The following is a 16,985-nucleotide window of genomic DNA, read 5'->3' as shown; positions in this document are numbered from 1 at the left end:
CCGTATCCGGCGACAATGGAACAGATCATCAAAGCGATCGATCAGATGCAGGGTAATACGAATTGGCGTAGTTCCGGATCAGTCCAGACGTCGTCGGTCAAGAAACGTAAAAAGCTCTTGAACCTGGTGAGCCTGAACTGTGTCGTCCCGCGCGGGTTCGGCGATGAATGTTCCATGGCGGCTATGGAGGCTGGAGCGAGCGGTACGTCGACCACGTATGCCAACGCATTCCCTATCGAAAAGCGTGAATCGCGTCATCTTGAAGGGAGCGACGAGCGGGAACTCATTTCGCTCACTATCGGTGAAAGTCAGGTGGCGCCCATTGTAGATGCCATCTCATCAATGAAAGAACTTGCCGATTCACCGGTAGTAATGTACACGTTTCCGGCACCGGTGGCGTTGACCTATCTGAAGTGAGTTGACTGCGGCGTTCGTTGCCGGCGATCATGTGCGTTTGGATGCATATTGTGCGAGCGCATTCTTCACCGATTCGAACGCTATGCGCGAGTGGTCTATTGCCTTCGGCGACCATTGGACGGCGGCGACGTCATCGTTCGCGTGAAGTATCGGTTTCTCAGTGAGCGTGATGAGGAATATCATATCGAGCGTATGGTATTCGATGCCCCGGAAGAGATAGGTGTTCGGGAATGAAAAGAGATATGACATGGACGGAGGCCGCCAGCCGAGCTCTTCCTCAAGCTCGCGGGCAAGCCCGTCTTCGGCATTTTCCTTCGGATCGATGAACCCGCCCGGAAGATCGAGCATGCCCTTGCCCGGGTCGCGGTGGCGCACCGTAAGAAGTATTTCATCGTTCCATTCTATTATCGCAGCGGCGGCAGCGGCGGGGTTCTTGAAGAACACGAAATCGCAGTCGTCACAGCGGAATTCCTTGAGCGTCACCCAGCGTACATGCTCGCGTCCGCATTGCGGGCAAAAGCGCATGATGGTGTTTATCATTGCATGTCCTTTGCGGTGACTATAAAGTCATACAAGGGAAAATGCAACGATAGGTCGCGCTGGCAAAAAAATAGAGAACAGCGGGTTGCAACCCGCTGTTCTTCAGGATGTGCAGTATCGATCTGTAGTTCCGTCGCGCAGTATCTTATTTCTTCGGGGCTTCCTGTGTCCCGCCATCCTTCATCGGACAGTCTTTCCCTTTCGGGCAGGGCGGGCAGTCGGTTTTCCCTTCCATGCGATGATGCATCATGCCGCGCATCATCGGTCCGCCATGTACCGTGCGCATAATGCCGCCGGTGAGGACGAGGCCGGACGCTACCCAGAGCACGACGGCTACGACAATGCCGAATACCTTGAGCGTTCTTGTCTCAGCTTTCTGTACGCCGAGAAGGACGAAGAAGCTTGCGGTCAAAAGCACCGCGATGGGGACGATGGCGAGGAATACGGGGAAATGCATAGGGACTCCTTGTGAGATGATCTGTTATATATAACAAATACTGGTGAGCATTGTCAATTGAAAGAATATCCCGTCGTGAATGAGAACAAGGGCTCATGAGCCCTTGTTCTTTTGAGTTCAAAATCCCTCAAGTGCATCGATAAGCTCTCGGTCAAGCGCTACGGCCCGGCCCCGCGTGGTCAGATAGCCGCCGATGAGCATGGAATTCGCCCCCGCGTTGAACACGAGGCCCTGCCAGTCGGCAAGCGCGCTTTCCCTTCCAGCAGCTATTTTTATTATCGTTTTCGGATTGATAAGGCGGAACACCGCCACCGCGTTCATGATCTCGCGTATCGAAATGGGATGCCGCTCGATGCGGGTGCCGTCGAGGCGATTCAATACATTGATGGGAATGGCATCGACACTGAGCGAACGTATCGCGAAGGCGAGCTCGACGCGCTGACGCGGGCTTTCCCCGAGTCCGAGTATACCCCCGCAGCAGACCCTGAAACCGTGTGCTTTCGCCCGCTTGACCGTCGCTATCCGCGCATCGATAGTGTGGGACGTGCATATGTTCATGAAATGCGACGGTGCTGTTTCAAGATTGTGATGTATCATCGATACCCCGGCAGCCTTCAGCAGGGTAAGCGACTCATCGCCCAGAATGCCGAGCGATGCATGCATATCGATGCCGACCGCGTCGCGTATGCGTTCAATCGCCGTTATGATGCGGCGCAATTCCGGCGACGGCGTCTCGTATCCGCATCCGCTCGTGACGATGGAGAACGCGCTCGCGCCGTTCGCTTTCGCTTCGCGTGCTTTGGCAAGGAGCGATGCCTCGTCCATGAGCGGATATATCTCAACGGCGGCGTTATTGCTCCCCGATTGCGCGCAGAAGGCGCAGTCCTCGGAGCAGGCGCCCGATTTCGCGTTGACGATGCTGCAGGCGTCGTATGACGGCGTGTTCGCCATGCGTACTTTGTTGGCGAGGGAGTAGAGGTCCATCGCATATGCTGATGGGGTATCGATGAGACGAGAGGCAAGCGCTTCGTCTATCGGTCGTCCATCCAGTACTGTGTATGCCGATTCAATATCGGCTGAACGATGCTGCATACTGCCTCAGAAGTAGAATCGTATCGATGCACGGATCTCAGTGCCGGCCATCGTTATCGACGGGTCTTTGTTCGGATCATAATTGATGATGTCTATGGTGAAGAGCGTTATCCCGGCAATGGCGGGAACGGACGTTACCGAGCCGGCGATGATGAACGGCAGCCGATATTCCGGCGAACCGAAGCCTGCCGCAAGGAAAAGCGCTATCGGTACTGCGGTTATCATTCCGAGTTTGACTATCTCAAGGGCGGTCGCGTTATCGTCGATGCGCCAATTCGTTCCCGATGATGCCCCGAAGAGCGGGTGGAAGCACGTTGCTGCGAGCATTATCGCCGCGAGCGAAGTGCGTTGAAAAGCGCGTTTCATCGATCACGCCTTCACTGCAAGGAAATTTGCAATCATGACTTTGCCATGCTCGGTGGCGATGCTTTCCGGATGGAACTGCACGCCGAAGAGCGGGTGTTCGCGATGGCGCACGCCCATGATGATGCCGTCGACCTCCGCCGTTATCACGAGATCGGCGGGGCATGTCTTTCTGTCGATGATGAGCGAATGATAGCGCGTGGCGATGAGCGGAGAGGGGATGCCGGCGAATACCCCTTCGCCGTTATGCGAAACGGAACTTACCTTGCCGTGCATTATCACCGGCGCGCTTACTATCGTGCCGCCGAGTGCATAGCCGATGGCCTGGTGCCCGAGACAGACACCAAGTATCGGTATCGCGGAAGCGAATCGCTTGATGATGCCTACGGATATCCCTGCCTCGGCAGGTGTTCCCGGCCCCGGCGATATGATGATATGGGACGGTTTCATCTGCGCGATGCCATCGAGCGTTACCGCATCGTTCCTGACCACGCGCACGTCGGGGTTCTTCTCGCCGACATACTGCACGAGGTTGTACGTGAACGAGTCATAATTGTCGATGAACAGTACCATTGCTTTTCCTTGCGATAATTACACAATAATGCCGGGAATTGTCAATTGGATGCACCGTAACGGAATATCGGGTAAGATACAATTTGAACCACCGAGGTCACGGAGATAAGCCAGAGAATACAAAATCACATTTTCTCTGTGCTCTCTGCGCCCTCCGTGGTTCAATTCTCCTAATGCATGCATTATCGTATCATCACTATTGTAGCCATTCTCCCGCATATCTTGTCCCTCCGATATGAGAAAAGCCCCGCATCGGTGAACGTATTCTCCGGTGCGACCTCGATAGTGCTTTCCGTAACGCCGAGCGTCATCAGTATCGATACCGCTTCGCTTTTTATGTCGAGAAAGAGCTTGCCGTCAACGTTCGTCACGCATCGGAAGAACGAGGCGACCTCGGTGCCGACCTCATAACATGCAGCGCCGATGGCGGCCGAACAGAATACATGCATATCCGCCGATCGGCACCCGAAGGCGGTACGCATGGCGGACACGGTGTTCTGCAGTATGCCGCCGGCGATCCCTTTCCATCCGCAGTGGACGGCAGCAATGACGCCTTTTTCCGTATCGGCGATGACGACAGGGAGGCAATCCGCGGTCTGTATGACCAACGGTATGCCCGTACATTTTGTGATGACGGCGTCGGTGGCGGGAATGGCATCTGCATGAGCGCGTACGCCGCGCCCGGCATGGCTCTCATCCGCTATGACGCAGGATGCCGAGTGCGTTTGATCGAGGAATACTGCGCGGGCGAGCGGCATGCCGATAGCATCGAACAGACGTGTGCGATTCTCTGCGACATGCGCTTCGTTGTCTCCGACATGATATGCGGTGTTCAATGACGCATAGGGGCCCTCGCTTACGCCGCCCGTGCGCATCGAGGTGAACACCGGTACGCGCACGGGGGATCGTACGGGGCGGATAAAACGTATCTCATTGTCCATGGTCTTACCCGAATCCGCGCTTGCGTATCTCGCGGTCGTTCATGCCGAAGTAGTGGGCGACTTCATGTATTATCGTGTCCCGTATCGTCCCGACAAGCTCGTTCCTGTTCTTCGCCGTCCGTTCGATGTTCGCGCGATAGAGCGTTATCGTGTCCGGCAATGCGTTCTGATAAAAGAGCCCGCGTTCATTGAGAGGAACGCCCTGATACAAGCCGAGGAGGAAATTCTTCGAACCCGGCTTTGCGGGCGCATCGTTGATGATGAACTCCACGTTCTCAACGGCATTGGCCAGTGCGGCGGGTATCTCGTTGAGCGCATCGAGTATCGCTTTCTCGAACACCGTGCGGGACCATCGGAAATGTGCCGTTCGTTTTCGCGGCGTGACGCTCACAGCTGCAGCCGTTTATAGCAGTAGATGAATTTATCCGTAGTGACGACGAACTCGTCGCCGCGTGACGAGAAGCCGACATCGTATGTCCATGTATCGATGGTGTTCTTCCATGCCACATACTGCTGTTTATAGTCGATGAGGAATATCCTGCTCGAGCCCTCGCGGCATACCGATGCGAGGGCATTGTTGCCGCTGATATCCGCTTTCATATACGTCGCGAATTCCATACCCGCATCATTGAGCGGCAGATAGTAGCGTACATGCCCGTTCTTAAGCCCGTAGACGGCGATGCCGTAATCGCGGAGGGTGATGAGCGCGTTCGCCGTTTCATTGAGCGTAAGCGATACGGTGCGACGGCGCATGAGATCGGTCTTCTTGTACCAGACGAGACGCCCCTCGGCCGTGTATACGGATATGTATTCCGGAAAGAGACCGCTGATAACGCCGACAAAACTCCCGTATTCGGAGAGCGCTATCGCCTTGACGACGTTCCTCGTGCTCAGGATGCTCGATGTGAGGAAGCTCATCTTCCCGGTACGGTAGATGTAGCAGAACTGGCCGTTGATGTATCCTGCAGCGTAATCGCCGGTGTGCCGTGCGAAGCCGCTGTCGGTGATGAATTCCCCCGCCCGTATCTGCTGACTTACGTCATTGTTGTTGTCATCGATGAGCGAAAAGCTCATGTGCTCGCTTGTATGAAGCGCGATCGATCCCGCAGCAGCGGCGAATTCAGGATACGTCTTCGTTTCGCGCATCCATCGGAGCCTGCCGGTGATATCGTAACATGATATCTTATCGCCATAACGATTATAGATGATGAAATTGTCCCTGCCGCAGGCGGCGAAATCGTTCCTGCCGAGCTTCATGAAATAGGTCGTGGCGCCGTTCTTCTCGAAATAGTGCACGAACTGTTCCCCGAGCGTGATATGGTTGACATGCATATCGCCCGTAATGCTCACGCTTGTGTCGCGCTCGAGGTAATTCCTGTCCGATGCGGATTTCGTCCACGCGTTGACAATGCGGTATTCATCGCCGAGGGTGCCGGTGAAGAAGATGAAGAGCGAGAGGAGGAATGCCGCAACGCCGAGCATATGCCCCAGGTAGGTTATGTAGAACGGGTCGTGGAACCGCGTTATTTCTTCGTCCATCAATAGACCTCCGATCGTGCTTCTTGGATAGTCGGGAGCACATTGTTGGTGAATGCGAGCGGATCGACACACACCGTGCCGGTACGGACGCCCCAGTGCAGGTGAGGTCCTGTTGCAAGTCCTGTGGCACCCATATACCCGATGATGTCCCCCTTGCGTACGAAGGAGCCGGCCGCAGCGGCAAGCTTCGACATATGCATGTATTCGGAGAGCAGTCCTTCACCGTGGTCGATGATAACGCAATTACCGCGAACATACAAGAGTTCGGAGAGGAGCACGACGCCGCTGTTCGCTGCGCGTATCGGCGTTCCCTCGGCATTGCCGATATCCATGCCGCGGTGATAGGAGCGGTCGCGTGCCGTGTATACACGCGGTATGCCGAATGCCGATGTGCAGTCGCCGTCGGCGGGCACGAGGAATGGTCCATCAAGAAGATTTTTGGGTGATACCGTATTGAGGATATTCGTGCGCAGGCGGGCACCTTCGTCAACAGCACGTCGGTCGTACATGATGGAGACAAGGTTCTGCCCGAAATTACGCACCGTCTGCGGTACGCCGATCCGGGGCGAAGTGTTCGTGAATTGCAGCTGTGCGCCTACCGAAAGCCGTATGCCGGGGGCGGTATCGGCGCTCACCCTGAGCACGGTCCGTTTCGAGCGCCATTCGCAGTCGAAACCGGTCACGGCGCGGAAGAGATACTGTCCGTCCTGCGGCTTTTGCGGTGTGAACACCACATCATAGGCGAAATCCGATATGAACATCTCGGCGCGGACATTGGAGAGGGGCAGCTGCGAGACGAGAAAGAATATCGCCGGTTTGCCCGCTTGGAATTCCGATACGCTCGAGCGTATGCGGAACGCATTGGTGTGCTCGACGGCATTGGAATTCGATCGTAATCGTGCATCGGCCGTGACGAGCGCGCCCTCGTCGATGGTCATGACATTGGTGCCGTTCGTGCGTTTTACGATACCGCGTCCCCGCGGCATGAGATAGGCATACGGCCCATTGGTGTCGGCGGTCTCGCATATCGTAGCCCCGGAACGCAGGCCGTCATTCGCGAGAAGCACGGTGGGGGTATAGACGCTGATCGCCTTTCCGGACCGGTAAATAGTGGCAAAATCGGTACGGGAGATAGAAAGCGCGGTAAGGGGGCCGGCAGTAAGGGCCAGGGTGAGTGCAGGGATACAGCGGTACATTGCCGGGGTAGTATAAAGTAAAGATGAATTCTGTCAATAAAAATCGTTATATAAAACTCACAATTGACGATAATTAATGTAAAAAGATGAAATTCAGCGTTCTCATAGCTATCGGTGCGGTACTGTACGCCGCGTCGGCCCATGACCTCTACGGGCAGACGAATGCACCTGCAAAAGCAAGCCGCGAGGCCGCAAGCGGTATCACCAATGCCCGCACCGCGGGAAGCGACTATGATTCCCGCGGCAAAAGCCTGACCGCGATAAGCGGCTTCCGTACTATCAGACTCGGGCAGACGATGAAGCAGGCTATCGATGCTATCTATGAAGATAATCTCATGATACTCCCGTCGAAATTCGTTGAGCGTGACATCGATATAATCGGAGAAAAAAGCGATACCTTTGTCAATCTCGCGGAGAACAAATACTTCAAGAGCGGCTATTTCCTCTTCAAGGGCGACAGGCTCTTCAGCATACGTCTCGCATTCCAGGAAAAGCAGTTCACCTTCCTCGATCTCATGAACGCGCTCACCGCGAAATACGGTCAGGGCCGCTACCGCGATAATAATACCGTCGTCTGGGAAGAGAGCGGGCGCGAGATAGCGCTTGAACGCCCGTCGACGGTGAAGTACTTCGAACGCACGGTGCTCTCCAATACCGCGGCGGATTTCCGAAAGAGCCGCGATAACGCCTCGGGCGACCGCGATTCGCTCCTCAAAGGGTTGTGACGGTGGCGCGTACTGCGAACAAAAAACGCAAGAAGAAGGGCTCCCGCGGGACGCTCCCTGTTGATGAGACGATAGCGCGCATCAAGGCGGAAGAACAGCGTTCAAAACATGATGCATCGTCGGCGAACCTCGATGAGGAGCGCGATCTTCTCGAAGCGAAAGAGATATTCGCCCTTTCGAAGGTCGAGATAGAAGAGACGCCGGTGTCCCGTGTCGGCAAACGCGTACGGCGCATCATACTGATATCGCTCCCCGCCATCGGCGCGCTGTCGATACTGTTCTATCTCTTTGTGCTGCCGAACCTGTTCCGCGCGAGCGTGGATACGATACAGGACCTCTCGAAGAAGGTCGATGACGATAAGCAGAAGATCGCGGTACTCCGCGACAATGAGGAGATACAGAAGAACCTCCTGTTCGATTACAAGATACAGTTCGACCGCTACCGCATACGCGCGCGCAAAGAGAGCATCGCCAATATACGCGATATGAACATGGGCGAGATGGTCGAGCGAAATCTCCTTCGTTTCACTTCTGGCATTACCAATGCCGGGCGCAATGTGTTCCGCGGCACGACGAGGCTCAAACGCATCGCGATAACCTTCGACCTCGGTACCGGCACCGATGCGGGGCGTCTCTACGCCATTCTCAAAAAATACGGTGTCGTAGCGACCGTGTTCATATCGAACGAGACGCCGCGAAAGAACGCGGGGTCGCTCTTGCGCGGGGCCAACCTCAGGTATATCAAGCTCCTCTCGGACCTCGGCTGTGAATTCGGCAATCATACCTGGAGCCATTTCGAGCTTGTGCGCTCGCTCTATGAGACATCCTATAAGGAGCGTGTGCTTCACAACGATTACTCGACCTATCCGCTTTCGCGCGAGGAGTTCGCCGCACAGTTGAAGCAGGTGGAGGACACGTTCCGCAAAGTGACCGGCAAAGAGCTTGCGAAGATATGGCGCGCTCCGTACGGAAGTGTCGATCAGGACATACTCAATGTCGCCGCATCGCTCGGATACCCGGTGCATGTGTACTGGACCGTTGATTTTCTTGATTACGTATCAGGAGCAACGACGGTCTCCTACAACGCCGATAGGGCGGAAGCGGTGACGGTGCGCAACAGCAACTACTATACATCAAAGCAGATGCTCTCACGGCTTATCGCCATGGAGAACTATGATCCGATGCGCATGAACGGTGTGATAACGCTCTGCCATCTCGGGTCGGCACGTGAATATGATAAGATGATCGATATCGTGCCCCGGTTCATCGAGCATTATCGAAAACGCGGCTACAAATTCGTCACCGTTACCGAGATACTCGGGGACGGGCCGAAGGAATATGAACATCTCAAATAAGGAGTTTTCAATGGAACGGTTCCTGGTCATCGGATTGACGCTCGCATCACTTATGATCGGTATGGTGTCATGTGACCGCTTCGGGTCGGCATCCTCCGAAAGCGTTCGCAAAGAGGAGGAGCTCGTGATAGAGCGTCTCCGCCAATTCCTCGCGCTGGAATACAAGCCGGAGGATATCGCCACCGCGTACAAGGAGTTCTTCTCGGAAAAGTATAAGGAAAAACTCGAGAAGACACGATCGGTAACGAGCGCTGCAAGCTATGTGAAGTCCCAGCCATTGGTCGATTTCGAGCTTCAGACCACGCTCGTAAGCGTGAAACAGGTCGTGATAAAAGGGAATACCGCCGTTGTGCAGGCGTATACCACCGTGCATGACAGGAAACAGCAGAGCGAGGATACGGAACCGCAGGTGTTCACGCTCATGAGGGAGAACGGCCGCTGGGTCATGTCGTTCTAGGCCTCGATGAAACGTTCACTGTTCATACGCATATTCGCCGGTTTCCTTACCATCATCGCGCTCATGTCGGTCATTACCATACTGGCGTTACGTACTGTCCGCGACAGCGGCCGGGCGTCAGCCGGGCGTGAGCTCTATGATCTTGCGAAAAGCGTTGAGGCGGCCGTGCTGCCGTATGCCATGCGGGGAGATGCTCTGGGCATTGAGCGATATATACGCCCGCTCGCGCGGACGCTCAATAAACGGATAACGGTCATTGCGCTCAACGGCGTCGTCATGGCCGATTCGGACCATGACCCGAAGACCATGGAGAACCATGCGGACAGGCCGGAGATAGTCGCCGCGCAGACATACCGATCGGGCGAATCGGAGCGCAGAAGCGTAACACTGAAGGAATCGATGCTGTATCTTGCGGTAACGGCATCCGTCGACGGGCAGCCCGTGTGCTTTATACGCACCAGCATGAGGGCGAAGACGTTCGAGGATACGATGCGCCGTGCGCTTCTTGTCATCGGTATTGCGGCGGCGGTGGGCATTGCCGCGGCGATACTATTCGCCGTCGTCGTATCGCGTACACTCGGTCATCCGCTTGCCGTCGTGTCCGAGGCGTCATCGCGTGTCGCATCCGGCGATCTCAACGCGCGGGCGTATGTGAGCGAAACGAGCGCGTTCAAACCGCTTGCTGATAACTTCAATTCCATGGTGGCGTCGCTCAAGGGCCTTATCGATGAGCTCTCCGCGAGAAAGGATGAGCTTGCCACGGTGTTCGCGGCCATCGAGGAAGCGGTGGTGCTCATCGATGCGAAGGGGACCATCGTGATAGCGAACGATGCGTTCCGTTCCGTTGCGGGCGTTGCGTCCACAGGCCGCACGTACTGGGATGTACTGCCGGAAGATGGATTCCTTACCGTCGTGCGGTCGGCGAAGTCGGGGGAATTCGTTCACCGCGAAATGCGCATGGCAGAGCGCACCTTCGCGGTGGCATCGCGCGCGCTTCTATCGCGCGGGTATATTCTCGTAATGCTCCGGGATGTTTCCATGGAAAGGGACATCGAACGACTCAAGCGCGACCTCGTGTCCAATGTATCGCATGAGCTTCGCACGCCGCTTACGTCGATAAAGGGATACGCCGAAACGCTCGCAGACGAATTATCGGGCGATGCGCGGCTTAAATTCGTCGACATCATCCGGAAGAACGCCGAGAGGCTCGCGAACATCGTGCGCGATCTGCTCGTGCTTTCCGATCTTGAACGCGAGACGCCGTCACTTGACCGTGAGCGTATGGATATGACCGAGATAGTGAAGGACGTGCTCTCGATATTCGAGAAGCGAGCCCTGGAAAAAGGGCTGACGATAACGCTTGACGCACCGGCTCCCGTTGTTATTCTGTGCGACCGCTTCAAGCTGGAACAGCTTGTGATAAATCTTGTGGATAATGCGGTGAAATATACCGAACAGGGCGGCATTGCCGTGCGTATTTCGGGCGGGGATACGGCTGCAGTACGCATTGAGGATACCGGCATAGGGATACCCGCGGAGGATGTGCCGCATATTTTCGAGCGCTTCTATGTCGTGGATAAATCACGCTCGCGCGAGGCCGGCGGGACGGGGCTCGGGCTTTCCATCGTCAAGCATATCGTTCATCTTCATAACGGCGATATCGCGGTGCAAAGCGTGGTGGGCAAAGGGACGACGTTCACGGTAACCATTCCCGCCGGCTGAAAATAGATGTCAACAACGAAAATCGCGAAAAGCACGAAATGAAAATGCAAAAATTTTTCAGGACGGGGTATCCCACTTCGTTGTTTTTGTGAGTTTCGTCGTAAATTCATCCCTGATTCGATCTTTCCATTATTTACACAAAACTAACACAATGTTGTTACAATGATGGAGTAACGGACATGTCCCTTGTTCTGTATTTTCGCAGCGAGGATTCGTCGCAGCGCTTGCCATTGGGGCAATGCCGATATACGATGACGCGGAGACGATATGGGTACGATAATAGCGATTGTTGAAGACGACCGCGATATCCGCGAGCTCGTCGATATGACGCTTACCAAGGCGAATTTTACCGTGAAACCGTTCGCGAACGGCGATGACTTCATGCGTTATCTGAGGACGGCCATCCCCGCCTGCTGCATTCTCGATCTCATGCTCCCCGATATGAGCGGCATCGATATATGCAAGAGCATGCGCAGCGACGAGCGTACGGGAAATATCCCCATAATAATGCTTACCGCAAAGTCTGAGGAAAGCGATAAAGTCCTCGGGCTTGAGCTCGGTGCGGACGATTACATGACAAAACCCTTCTCGACGAGGGAATTGACCGCGCGTGTGAAGGCGGTGCTCCGTCGGCGCGCGCTCGCTGAAGAGAAGAACATAGTCCGTACCGTGGATAATATAACCATAGACACCGAGAAGTTCGAGGTAAGCGCTGCCGGGAAGAGGATAGAATTGACGACAACGGAGTTCAAGATACTCGATCTGCTCACTGAGCGTCCCGGTGCCGTGTGCTCGCGCAACCGTATACTCGATCATCTGTGGGGCAATGAGAAGGCCACCACCGACCGCGCGGTGGACGTGCATATCATGAATCTCCGCACGAAGCTCGGCAGGGTCGGCGACCGCATACGCAATATACGCGGTGTCGGATATAAATTCCAATAGACGGAAGATGAATGAATATACATGAAGCGGAAGAATTCCTCACAGGACTTTTTGAACCGATGCCCGACGAGATGGGACTCACTGCCGCCCATGCACAAACGATACATGCCGTCGGCTACGCAACGAATTTAACCCCGGAAGTCATCGACGCTGCGGCGGAACGGAATGTCGATCTCATTCTTACGCATCATAATGCATGGAATTTCATATACGGCATGGATGTGCGCTGCCGTTCTTTGCTTCGTGAACATCGTTTGTCGCATTTTTTCGTACATCTCCCTCTTGACGCCGCCGATTTCGGGACGAGCGCGACGTTCGTCGAACGGCTTGGCGCGAGTATTGTCGGGAAAACGACGGCGTATAAGGGTCTCTCCTGCGGCAGGATCGCTGAGTTCAGCGAACCGCTCCCGTTCGAGGATCTTGTCGCAAAAGTCAGTGCGATCTGTGAGGAGAAGGTGCTTTCCTGGAAGAATCATACCCGTTCGGTTCGGCGCATAGGTTTTGTCGCCGGGGCGGGTGAGATGACGGCGGATATGCTCGAAATGGTTGAAAAGGGCTGCGATGCATACATTACCGGGGAGAAGGTGCTGTACACGCTTCAATACGCCTCTTTCAAATGTATCGATCTCATTGTCGGGAGCCACACCTATACCGAACTGCCCGGTGTAGAGCGTCTTGCGCGCCGGCTTATCGATCAATTTCCAGAGCTGTCACTCATGCGTTTGCCAGAAGCGCACGACGAGCTGCCGCAATAGATCCCCTCGCAGCGAAATGCGATCGTTCTTCTGATCTAATGAGAGCAACAGATCGACAGCGGGATGGATTCAGCTGCGAGCGTGCGGATCTTTCCCGTCTTCGACATGATGCTTGATGACCTTCCCCTCGGTGATGAAGATCGCATCCTCGGCGATATTCGTTGAAAGGTCGGCGATACGCTCAAGGTTGTGTGAAATGCGTATGATATTGAGCGCCCGTTCAATGCTCGTCGGGTCCGATGTCATGAGAGCCACGAGCTCCTTGAATATCGACTCGGCATAATCGTCGACGATGTCGTCGCTTTTGCAGACCGCGCGCGCAAGGGCAACATCGGATTCGATGAACGATCGCATGCTGTCCTTGAGCATGGTGATCGTCGCTTCCGCCATTTTCGGGATATGATCGAAGGGCTTGAGCTGCGGGCGTTCGATGAGGAACATGGCGCTTTCGCACATGTTCACCGCGGCGTCGCCCATCCGTTCGAAATCGTTGTTCATCTTGAGGAGCATGAGCACCGTGCGCAGGTCCTTCGCTTCCGGGTGATAGAGCGCGATGATGTTCGTGCAGGCTGCGTCGATGTCCACCTCCATCCAGTTCACATTGGGCTCATGCTTCTTGATGACCGTGCTGAGCTTCGCCGCATCCCGTTCGATCAGACCCTGAACGCTCTCTTCGATCATCTTCTTGACGAGGGCGTTCTCCGCGGTGAGCTTTTCCTTGAGTTCGAGAATTCGTTCTTTTATCATGATAACTCCTCTCTATTGTCGGAGCAAGGGGGCATGCCCCCTTGTTCTCTGAATGTAGTGTGTTGCCTCATCCGAATTTCCCTGTCAGATATTCCTCCGTCCGCTTGTCCTTAGGCACGGTGAATACTTTTTCCGTGAGGCCGTATTCTATCACCTCGCCGAGATAGAGGAAGGCGGTGTAATCCGATATGCGCCCTGCCTGACCGATATTATGTGTCACGATGATTATGGTCACGGATTTTTTCAGTTCCAGAAGAAGCTCTTCAATACGGTTCGTCGACTGCGGGTCGAGCGCGGATGTCGGTTCGTCGAGGAGCATGACATCGGGGCTGGTCGCAAGCGCGCGTGCTATGCACAGACGCTGCTGCTGTCCGCCGGAAAGCGAAAGCGCCGACGATCTCAATCTGTCCTTCACTTCGTCCCAGAGCCAGGCATCGCGGAGGCTCTTTTCCACGATGCCCATCACCTCGCTGTGATTGTGAATGCCCTTGAGCTTGAGCCCGAATGCGACGTTCTCATATATCGATTTCGGGAAAGGGTTGGGCTTCTGGAAGACCATGCCGACCTTCGTTCGCAGCGCATAGATATCGTAATGCGGCGCGAGCACGTTCTCATTGTCGATGAGTATCTCGCCTTTCGTGCGCGCAGTAGGGATGAGATCGTTCATGCGATTGATCGTGCGAAGCATGGTCGATTTCCCGCAGCCCGAGGGGCCGATGACGGCAGTGACATGTCTTTTATACATCGGTATGGTGATGCCGCGAAGGACATGGCTTTCCCCGAACCAGAGTTCGAGGTTGTTCACCGTTACTTCCGGTGTCGGGGTCGTTTGTGTATCCATGGAGCGTACTCCTTCCTTACCAGCGTACTTTTTTCTGAAAGCGGTACCGTATCACTATCGCCGCTGCGTTCATGATGAGCGTGAGCAGAAGCAGGACGATGATGCCCGCGGCCGCATTCTCGGCAAAACCCTTCTGCGGGCGCGACACCCAGTTGAATATCTGTATGGGCATGACAGTGAAGAAATCGAAGAAGCCCTGACCGCTCACCGCGACGAACGGTGCTGTCGTTGTTATGGAAACGGGCGGCGTGGGAAGGAAGGCGACGTAGGCGAGCGCGCCGATGGTGATAAGCGGTGCCGTTTCGCCGACCGCTCTGGATATGGCTAGTATCAGCCCGGTGAGTATATTCCCCATCGCTGCGGGTACCACCTGTCTGCTCACCGTCTGCCACCGCGTTGCACCGAGCGCGTACGCCGCCTCGCGGATGGAATTGGGCACAGCACGCAGAGCCTCACGTGTGGTTAGAATTATCACCGGGAGTACAAGGAGCGAGAGCGTGAGGGCGCCGGACAGCACGCTCCTGTCGAGACCGAAGAGACGTACGAATATGCCCAGACCGAGAAGACCGTAGATGATGGAAGGGACACCGGCAAGATTATTGATGTTTATCTCAATAAAGGAAGTAAGCCTGTCTTTTTTTGCGTATTCTTCAAGATACACGCCCGCAGCGAGCCCGACGGGGAATGCGATGACGGCGGTGAGCGCCATTATCCAGATGGAACCGACAAGGGCGGCGAGTATGCCTGCCTGCTCCGGCTTACGCGAAGGGAAGCTCATGAGAAAACCGAGGTTCAGCCGCGGGATGGCATCGAGAAGGATGTCGATGATGAGGACGAGGAGGAAGAGAAGGGAGAACGCTGTTGCGGCTATGCCGAGCACATTGAAGAGCGTATCGAGCCGCTCGCTTCGTATCTGTGTTTTTGATTTACCGTTCATATGTATCGCCTACTCGTAGAATTCCTGGAATCGCTTTTTGAGGACAAGACTTATCATGTTAAGGATGAGATTGAGCACGAAAAGTGTAAGTCCGCAGACGAATATCGTGCTATATTCGATGGTGCCGTGCGGCGTATCGCCGAGGCTTACCTGCACGATGTATGCGGTTATCGTGGCCACCGACTCGAGCGGATTGACGGTAAGGGTGGGCTGCTGGCCGGCGGCTATCGCCACGATCATCGTTTCTCCGACAGCGCGGGATACGGCAAGAATGAGCGCGGCGGTGATCCCGGAAAGCGCTGCGGGGAAAACCACCTTGAGCGATACCTGAAGCCGCGTAGCGCCGAGCGCATAGCCGCCCTCGCGGTAGGCTATCGGTACCGATCGCATGGCATCCTCGCTTAACGATGCTACTATGGGTATTATCATGACGCCCATGGCTATGCCTGCGGACAATGCATTGAATGTCGGCAGTCCCGGGATGATGTTCTTTAAGAGCGGTGTTATGAAAAGCAATGCGAAATAGCCGTATACCACCGTGGGGATGGCCGCGAGCATTTCCAATATCGGTTTTGCGATGGTGCGGAATTTCGGCGATGCGTATTCGCTGAGATATATCGCGCTGATAAGCCCGAACGGTATGGCGACGCACATGGCTATGAATGATGTGGTGAATGTGCCGGCGATAAGCGGCCAGATACCGTACGACTTCTCAAAGAAAAGCGGTGTCCACTCGAGTTCCGTAAGGAATCGCAGGGGGGATATCCTGGTGAAGAACTGGAAGGATTCGAAGAACAGCACACCGATGATTGCAACGGTGGTGAATACGGATATCAGACTGCTCAGGAAGAGGAGCCGCTCAATGATGAACTCCCGAACCTTACGGATGATCGTCCTTGTCCTCTGATTTTTCATACGCGGTATAGTATATCCATGATTGTTAAGATTGTATTAAGATTTTTTACAGGGAGCTGGCAATTGCCCCTGTTCCGATGCCTTTGTCGGCACTTTATCAGATCATCACATGATCTGCGGTCCCAAGAAAATTAGCGGAGAAGAATGGGAAAGAAAAGAAGTGTCTCACAGAGGCCGCGGAGCTCACAGAGGGATCATTTTTCTTCGCGGACATCGCGGCTTCGCGTGCTGCATTTCTTCATATTCGGATCAATGAGAATACGATCAGGGGAAGAATATATCACGCGAAGGCACTTCGACAAGACTTCGACAAGCTCAGTCCAACGGCTCAGTGCAAACGCGAAGACGCGAAGAAGAAAATGGAGAGAAGGAATCTCGCGAAGACGCGACGAAGAGTGTAAAAGATGCGTTCAATACAGTTTATACACCCGCATATCCATAAGCTATCACATGATATGCGGCCCCAAT

General features: G+C 54.9%; 20 protein-coding genes. 7 read left to right on the top strand and 13 right to left on the bottom strand.

Going from position 1 to position 16,985, the window contains the following annotated elements; translation table 11 throughout:
- Positions 1–417, top strand: a 417-nt coding sequence (locus tag AABZ39_11855) for a hypothetical protein (GenBank protein ID MEK6795467.1), incomplete at its 5' end; no start/stop codon positions are given.
- A 27-nt stretch (positions 418–444) separates the two neighbouring features.
- On the opposite strand, the gene AABZ39_11850 is transcribed toward AABZ39_11855, so the two are convergent.
- From AABZ39_11850 to AABZ39_11810, 9 genes are all read right to left on the bottom strand, one after another.
- Positions 445–957, bottom strand: a complete 513-nt coding sequence (locus AABZ39_11850) for an NUDIX domain-containing protein (protein MEK6795466.1) — start codon at positions 955–957, stop codon at positions 445–447.
- Between the two features lie 145 nt (positions 958–1,102).
- Positions 1,103–1,414: a hypothetical protein gene (locus AABZ39_11845; protein MEK6795465.1), complete on the bottom strand. Its 312-nt coding sequence runs from the start codon at positions 1,412–1,414 to the stop codon at positions 1,103–1,105.
- A gap of 117 nt (positions 1,415–1,531) precedes the next feature.
- Positions 1,532–2,506, bottom strand: a complete 975-nt coding sequence (gene bioB, locus AABZ39_11840) for a biotin synthase BioB (GenBank protein MEK6795464.1) — start codon at positions 2,504–2,506, stop codon at positions 1,532–1,534.
- A 6-nt stretch (positions 2,507–2,512) separates the two neighbouring features.
- Complete coding sequence (locus tag AABZ39_11835; protein ID MEK6795463.1) at positions 2,513–2,872, bottom strand: hypothetical protein; 360 nt, start codon at positions 2,870–2,872, stop codon at positions 2,513–2,515.
- Positions 2,873–2,875: 3 nt separating this feature from the next.
- On the bottom strand, positions 2,876–3,442 hold the full coding sequence (locus tag AABZ39_11830; protein ID MEK6795462.1) for an aminodeoxychorismate/anthranilate synthase component II: 567 nt from the start codon (positions 3,440–3,442) through the stop codon (positions 2,876–2,878).
- 182 nt (positions 3,443–3,624) lie between these two features.
- On the bottom strand, positions 3,625–4,383 hold the full coding sequence (gene pgeF, locus AABZ39_11825) for a peptidoglycan editing factor PgeF (GenBank protein ID MEK6795461.1): 759 nt from the start codon (positions 4,381–4,383) through the stop codon (positions 3,625–3,627).
- A gap of 4 nt (positions 4,384–4,387) precedes the next feature.
- Complete coding sequence (locus AABZ39_11820) at positions 4,388–4,774, bottom strand: metallopeptidase family protein (protein MEK6795460.1); 387 nt, start codon at positions 4,772–4,774, stop codon at positions 4,388–4,390.
- Entirely contained in the window at positions 4,771–5,922 is a 1,152-nt protein-coding gene (locus AABZ39_11815; protein MEK6795459.1) for a hypothetical protein, read from the bottom strand. Before AABZ39_11815 ends, AABZ39_11820 begins: the two co-directional genes overlap by 4 nt.
- A complete protein-coding gene (locus AABZ39_11810) occupies positions 5,922–7,118 on the bottom strand; it encodes a M23 family metallopeptidase (protein ID MEK6795458.1) in 1,197 nt (398 codons plus the stop codon). Before AABZ39_11810 ends, AABZ39_11815 begins: the two co-directional genes overlap by 1 nt.
- Positions 7,119–7,204: 86 nt before the next feature.
- On the opposite strand from AABZ39_11810, the gene AABZ39_11805 reads away from it, so the two are divergent.
- The 6 genes from AABZ39_11805 (at position 7,205) to AABZ39_11780 (ending at position 13,077) form a co-directional block, all read left to right on the top strand.
- Positions 7,205–7,843, top strand: coding sequence for a hypothetical protein (locus tag AABZ39_11805; GenBank protein ID MEK6795457.1), 639 nt, complete (start codon positions 7,205–7,207; stop codon positions 7,841–7,843).
- 2 nt (positions 7,844–7,845) lie between these two features.
- Positions 7,846–9,198: a polysaccharide deacetylase family protein gene (locus tag AABZ39_11800; protein ID MEK6795456.1), complete on the top strand. Its 1,353-nt coding sequence runs from the start codon at positions 7,846–7,848 to the stop codon at positions 9,196–9,198.
- Between the two features lie 10 nt (positions 9,199–9,208).
- The gene (locus tag AABZ39_11795; protein ID MEK6795455.1) at positions 9,209–9,655 is read left to right on the top strand and encodes a hypothetical protein; all 447 of its coding nucleotides are present in this window, start codon (positions 9,209–9,211) and stop codon (positions 9,653–9,655) included.
- Between the two features lie 6 nt (positions 9,656–9,661).
- Positions 9,662–11,377, top strand: a complete 1,716-nt coding sequence (locus AABZ39_11790; GenBank protein ID MEK6795454.1) for an ATP-binding protein — start codon at positions 9,662–9,664, stop codon at positions 11,375–11,377.
- 267 nt (positions 11,378–11,644) lie between these two features.
- Positions 11,645–12,322, top strand: coding sequence for a response regulator transcription factor (locus AABZ39_11785; protein ID MEK6795453.1), 678 nt, complete (start codon positions 11,645–11,647; stop codon positions 12,320–12,322).
- 11 nt (positions 12,323–12,333) lie between these two features.
- The gene (locus AABZ39_11780; protein ID MEK6795452.1) at positions 12,334–13,077 is read left to right on the top strand and encodes a Nif3-like dinuclear metal center hexameric protein; all 744 of its coding nucleotides are present in this window, start codon (positions 12,334–12,336) and stop codon (positions 13,075–13,077) included.
- Positions 13,078–13,146: 69 nt separating this feature from the next.
- Here the strand turns inward: AABZ39_11780 and phoU are convergent, their stop codons facing one another.
- The 4 genes from phoU to pstC form a co-directional block, all read right to left on the bottom strand.
- Positions 13,147–13,824: a phosphate signaling complex protein PhoU gene (phoU, locus tag AABZ39_11775; GenBank protein MEK6795451.1), complete on the bottom strand. Its 678-nt coding sequence runs from the start codon at positions 13,822–13,824 to the stop codon at positions 13,147–13,149.
- A gap of 67 nt (positions 13,825–13,891) precedes the next feature.
- Positions 13,892–14,665, bottom strand: a complete 774-nt coding sequence (gene pstB / locus AABZ39_11770; protein MEK6795450.1) for a phosphate ABC transporter ATP-binding protein PstB — start codon at positions 14,663–14,665, stop codon at positions 13,892–13,894.
- Between the two features lie 16 nt (positions 14,666–14,681).
- The gene (pstA, locus tag AABZ39_11765; GenBank protein MEK6795449.1) at positions 14,682–15,602 is read right to left on the bottom strand and encodes a phosphate ABC transporter permease PstA; all 921 of its coding nucleotides are present in this window, start codon (positions 15,600–15,602) and stop codon (positions 14,682–14,684) included.
- 9 nt (positions 15,603–15,611) lie between these two features.
- The gene (gene pstC / locus AABZ39_11760; GenBank protein ID MEK6795448.1) at positions 15,612–16,517 is read right to left on the bottom strand and encodes a phosphate ABC transporter permease subunit PstC; all 906 of its coding nucleotides are present in this window, start codon (positions 16,515–16,517) and stop codon (positions 15,612–15,614) included.
- Positions 16,518–16,985: the final 468 nt, after the last annotated feature.

This window comes from Spirochaetota bacterium, from assembly GCA_038043445.1.
Lineage (GTDB): Bacteria > Spirochaetota > Brachyspiria > Brachyspirales > JACRPF01 > JBBTBY01.
This window is presented reverse-complemented; position numbering and strand designations above follow the sequence as displayed.

Coding starts and splice junctions, on each gene's coding strand:
- AABZ39_11785 (MEK6795453.1), top strand. CDS start 11,645: ATGGGTACGATAATAGCGATTGTTGAAGACGACCGCGATATCCGCGAG.
- pgeF (MEK6795461.1), bottom strand. CDS start 4,383: ATGGACAATGAGATACGTTTTATCCGCCCCGTACGATCCCCCGTGCGC.
- AABZ39_11835 (MEK6795463.1), bottom strand. CDS start 2,872: ATGAAACGCGCTTTTCAACGCACTTCGCTCGCGGCGATAATGCTCGCA.
- pstC (MEK6795448.1), bottom strand. CDS start 16,517: ATGAAAAATCAGAGGACAAGGACGATCATCCGTAAGGTTCGGGAGTTC.
- AABZ39_11805 (MEK6795457.1), top strand. CDS start 7,205: ATGAAATTCAGCGTTCTCATAGCTATCGGTGCGGTACTGTACGCCGCG.
- AABZ39_11795 (MEK6795455.1), top strand. CDS start 9,209: ATGGAACGGTTCCTGGTCATCGGATTGACGCTCGCATCACTTATGATC.
- AABZ39_11790 (MEK6795454.1), top strand. CDS start 9,662: ATGAAACGTTCACTGTTCATACGCATATTCGCCGGTTTCCTTACCATC.
- AABZ39_11815 (MEK6795459.1), bottom strand. CDS start 5,922: ATGGACGAAGAAATAACGCGGTTCCACGACCCGTTCTACATAACCTAC.
- pstB (MEK6795450.1), bottom strand. CDS start 14,665: ATGGATACACAAACGACCCCGACACCGGAAGTAACGGTGAACAACCTC.
- AABZ39_11780 (MEK6795452.1), top strand. CDS start 12,334: ATGAATATACATGAAGCGGAAGAATTCCTCACAGGACTTTTTGAACCG.
- AABZ39_11850 (MEK6795466.1), bottom strand. CDS start 957: ATGATAAACACCATCATGCGCTTTTGCCCGCAATGCGGACGCGAGCAT.
- bioB (MEK6795464.1), bottom strand. CDS start 2,506: ATGCAGCATCGTTCAGCCGATATTGAATCGGCATACACAGTACTGGAT.
- AABZ39_11830 (MEK6795462.1), bottom strand. CDS start 3,442: ATGGTACTGTTCATCGACAATTATGACTCGTTCACGTACAACCTCGTG.
- pstA (MEK6795449.1), bottom strand. CDS start 15,602: ATGAACGGTAAATCAAAAACACAGATACGAAGCGAGCGGCTCGATACG.
- phoU (MEK6795451.1), bottom strand. CDS start 13,824: ATGATAAAAGAACGAATTCTCGAACTCAAGGAAAAGCTCACCGCGGAG.
- AABZ39_11845 (MEK6795465.1), bottom strand. CDS start 1,414: ATGCATTTCCCCGTATTCCTCGCCATCGTCCCCATCGCGGTGCTTTTG.
- AABZ39_11810 (MEK6795458.1), bottom strand. CDS start 7,118: ATGTACCGCTGTATCCCTGCACTCACCCTGGCCCTTACTGCCGGCCCC.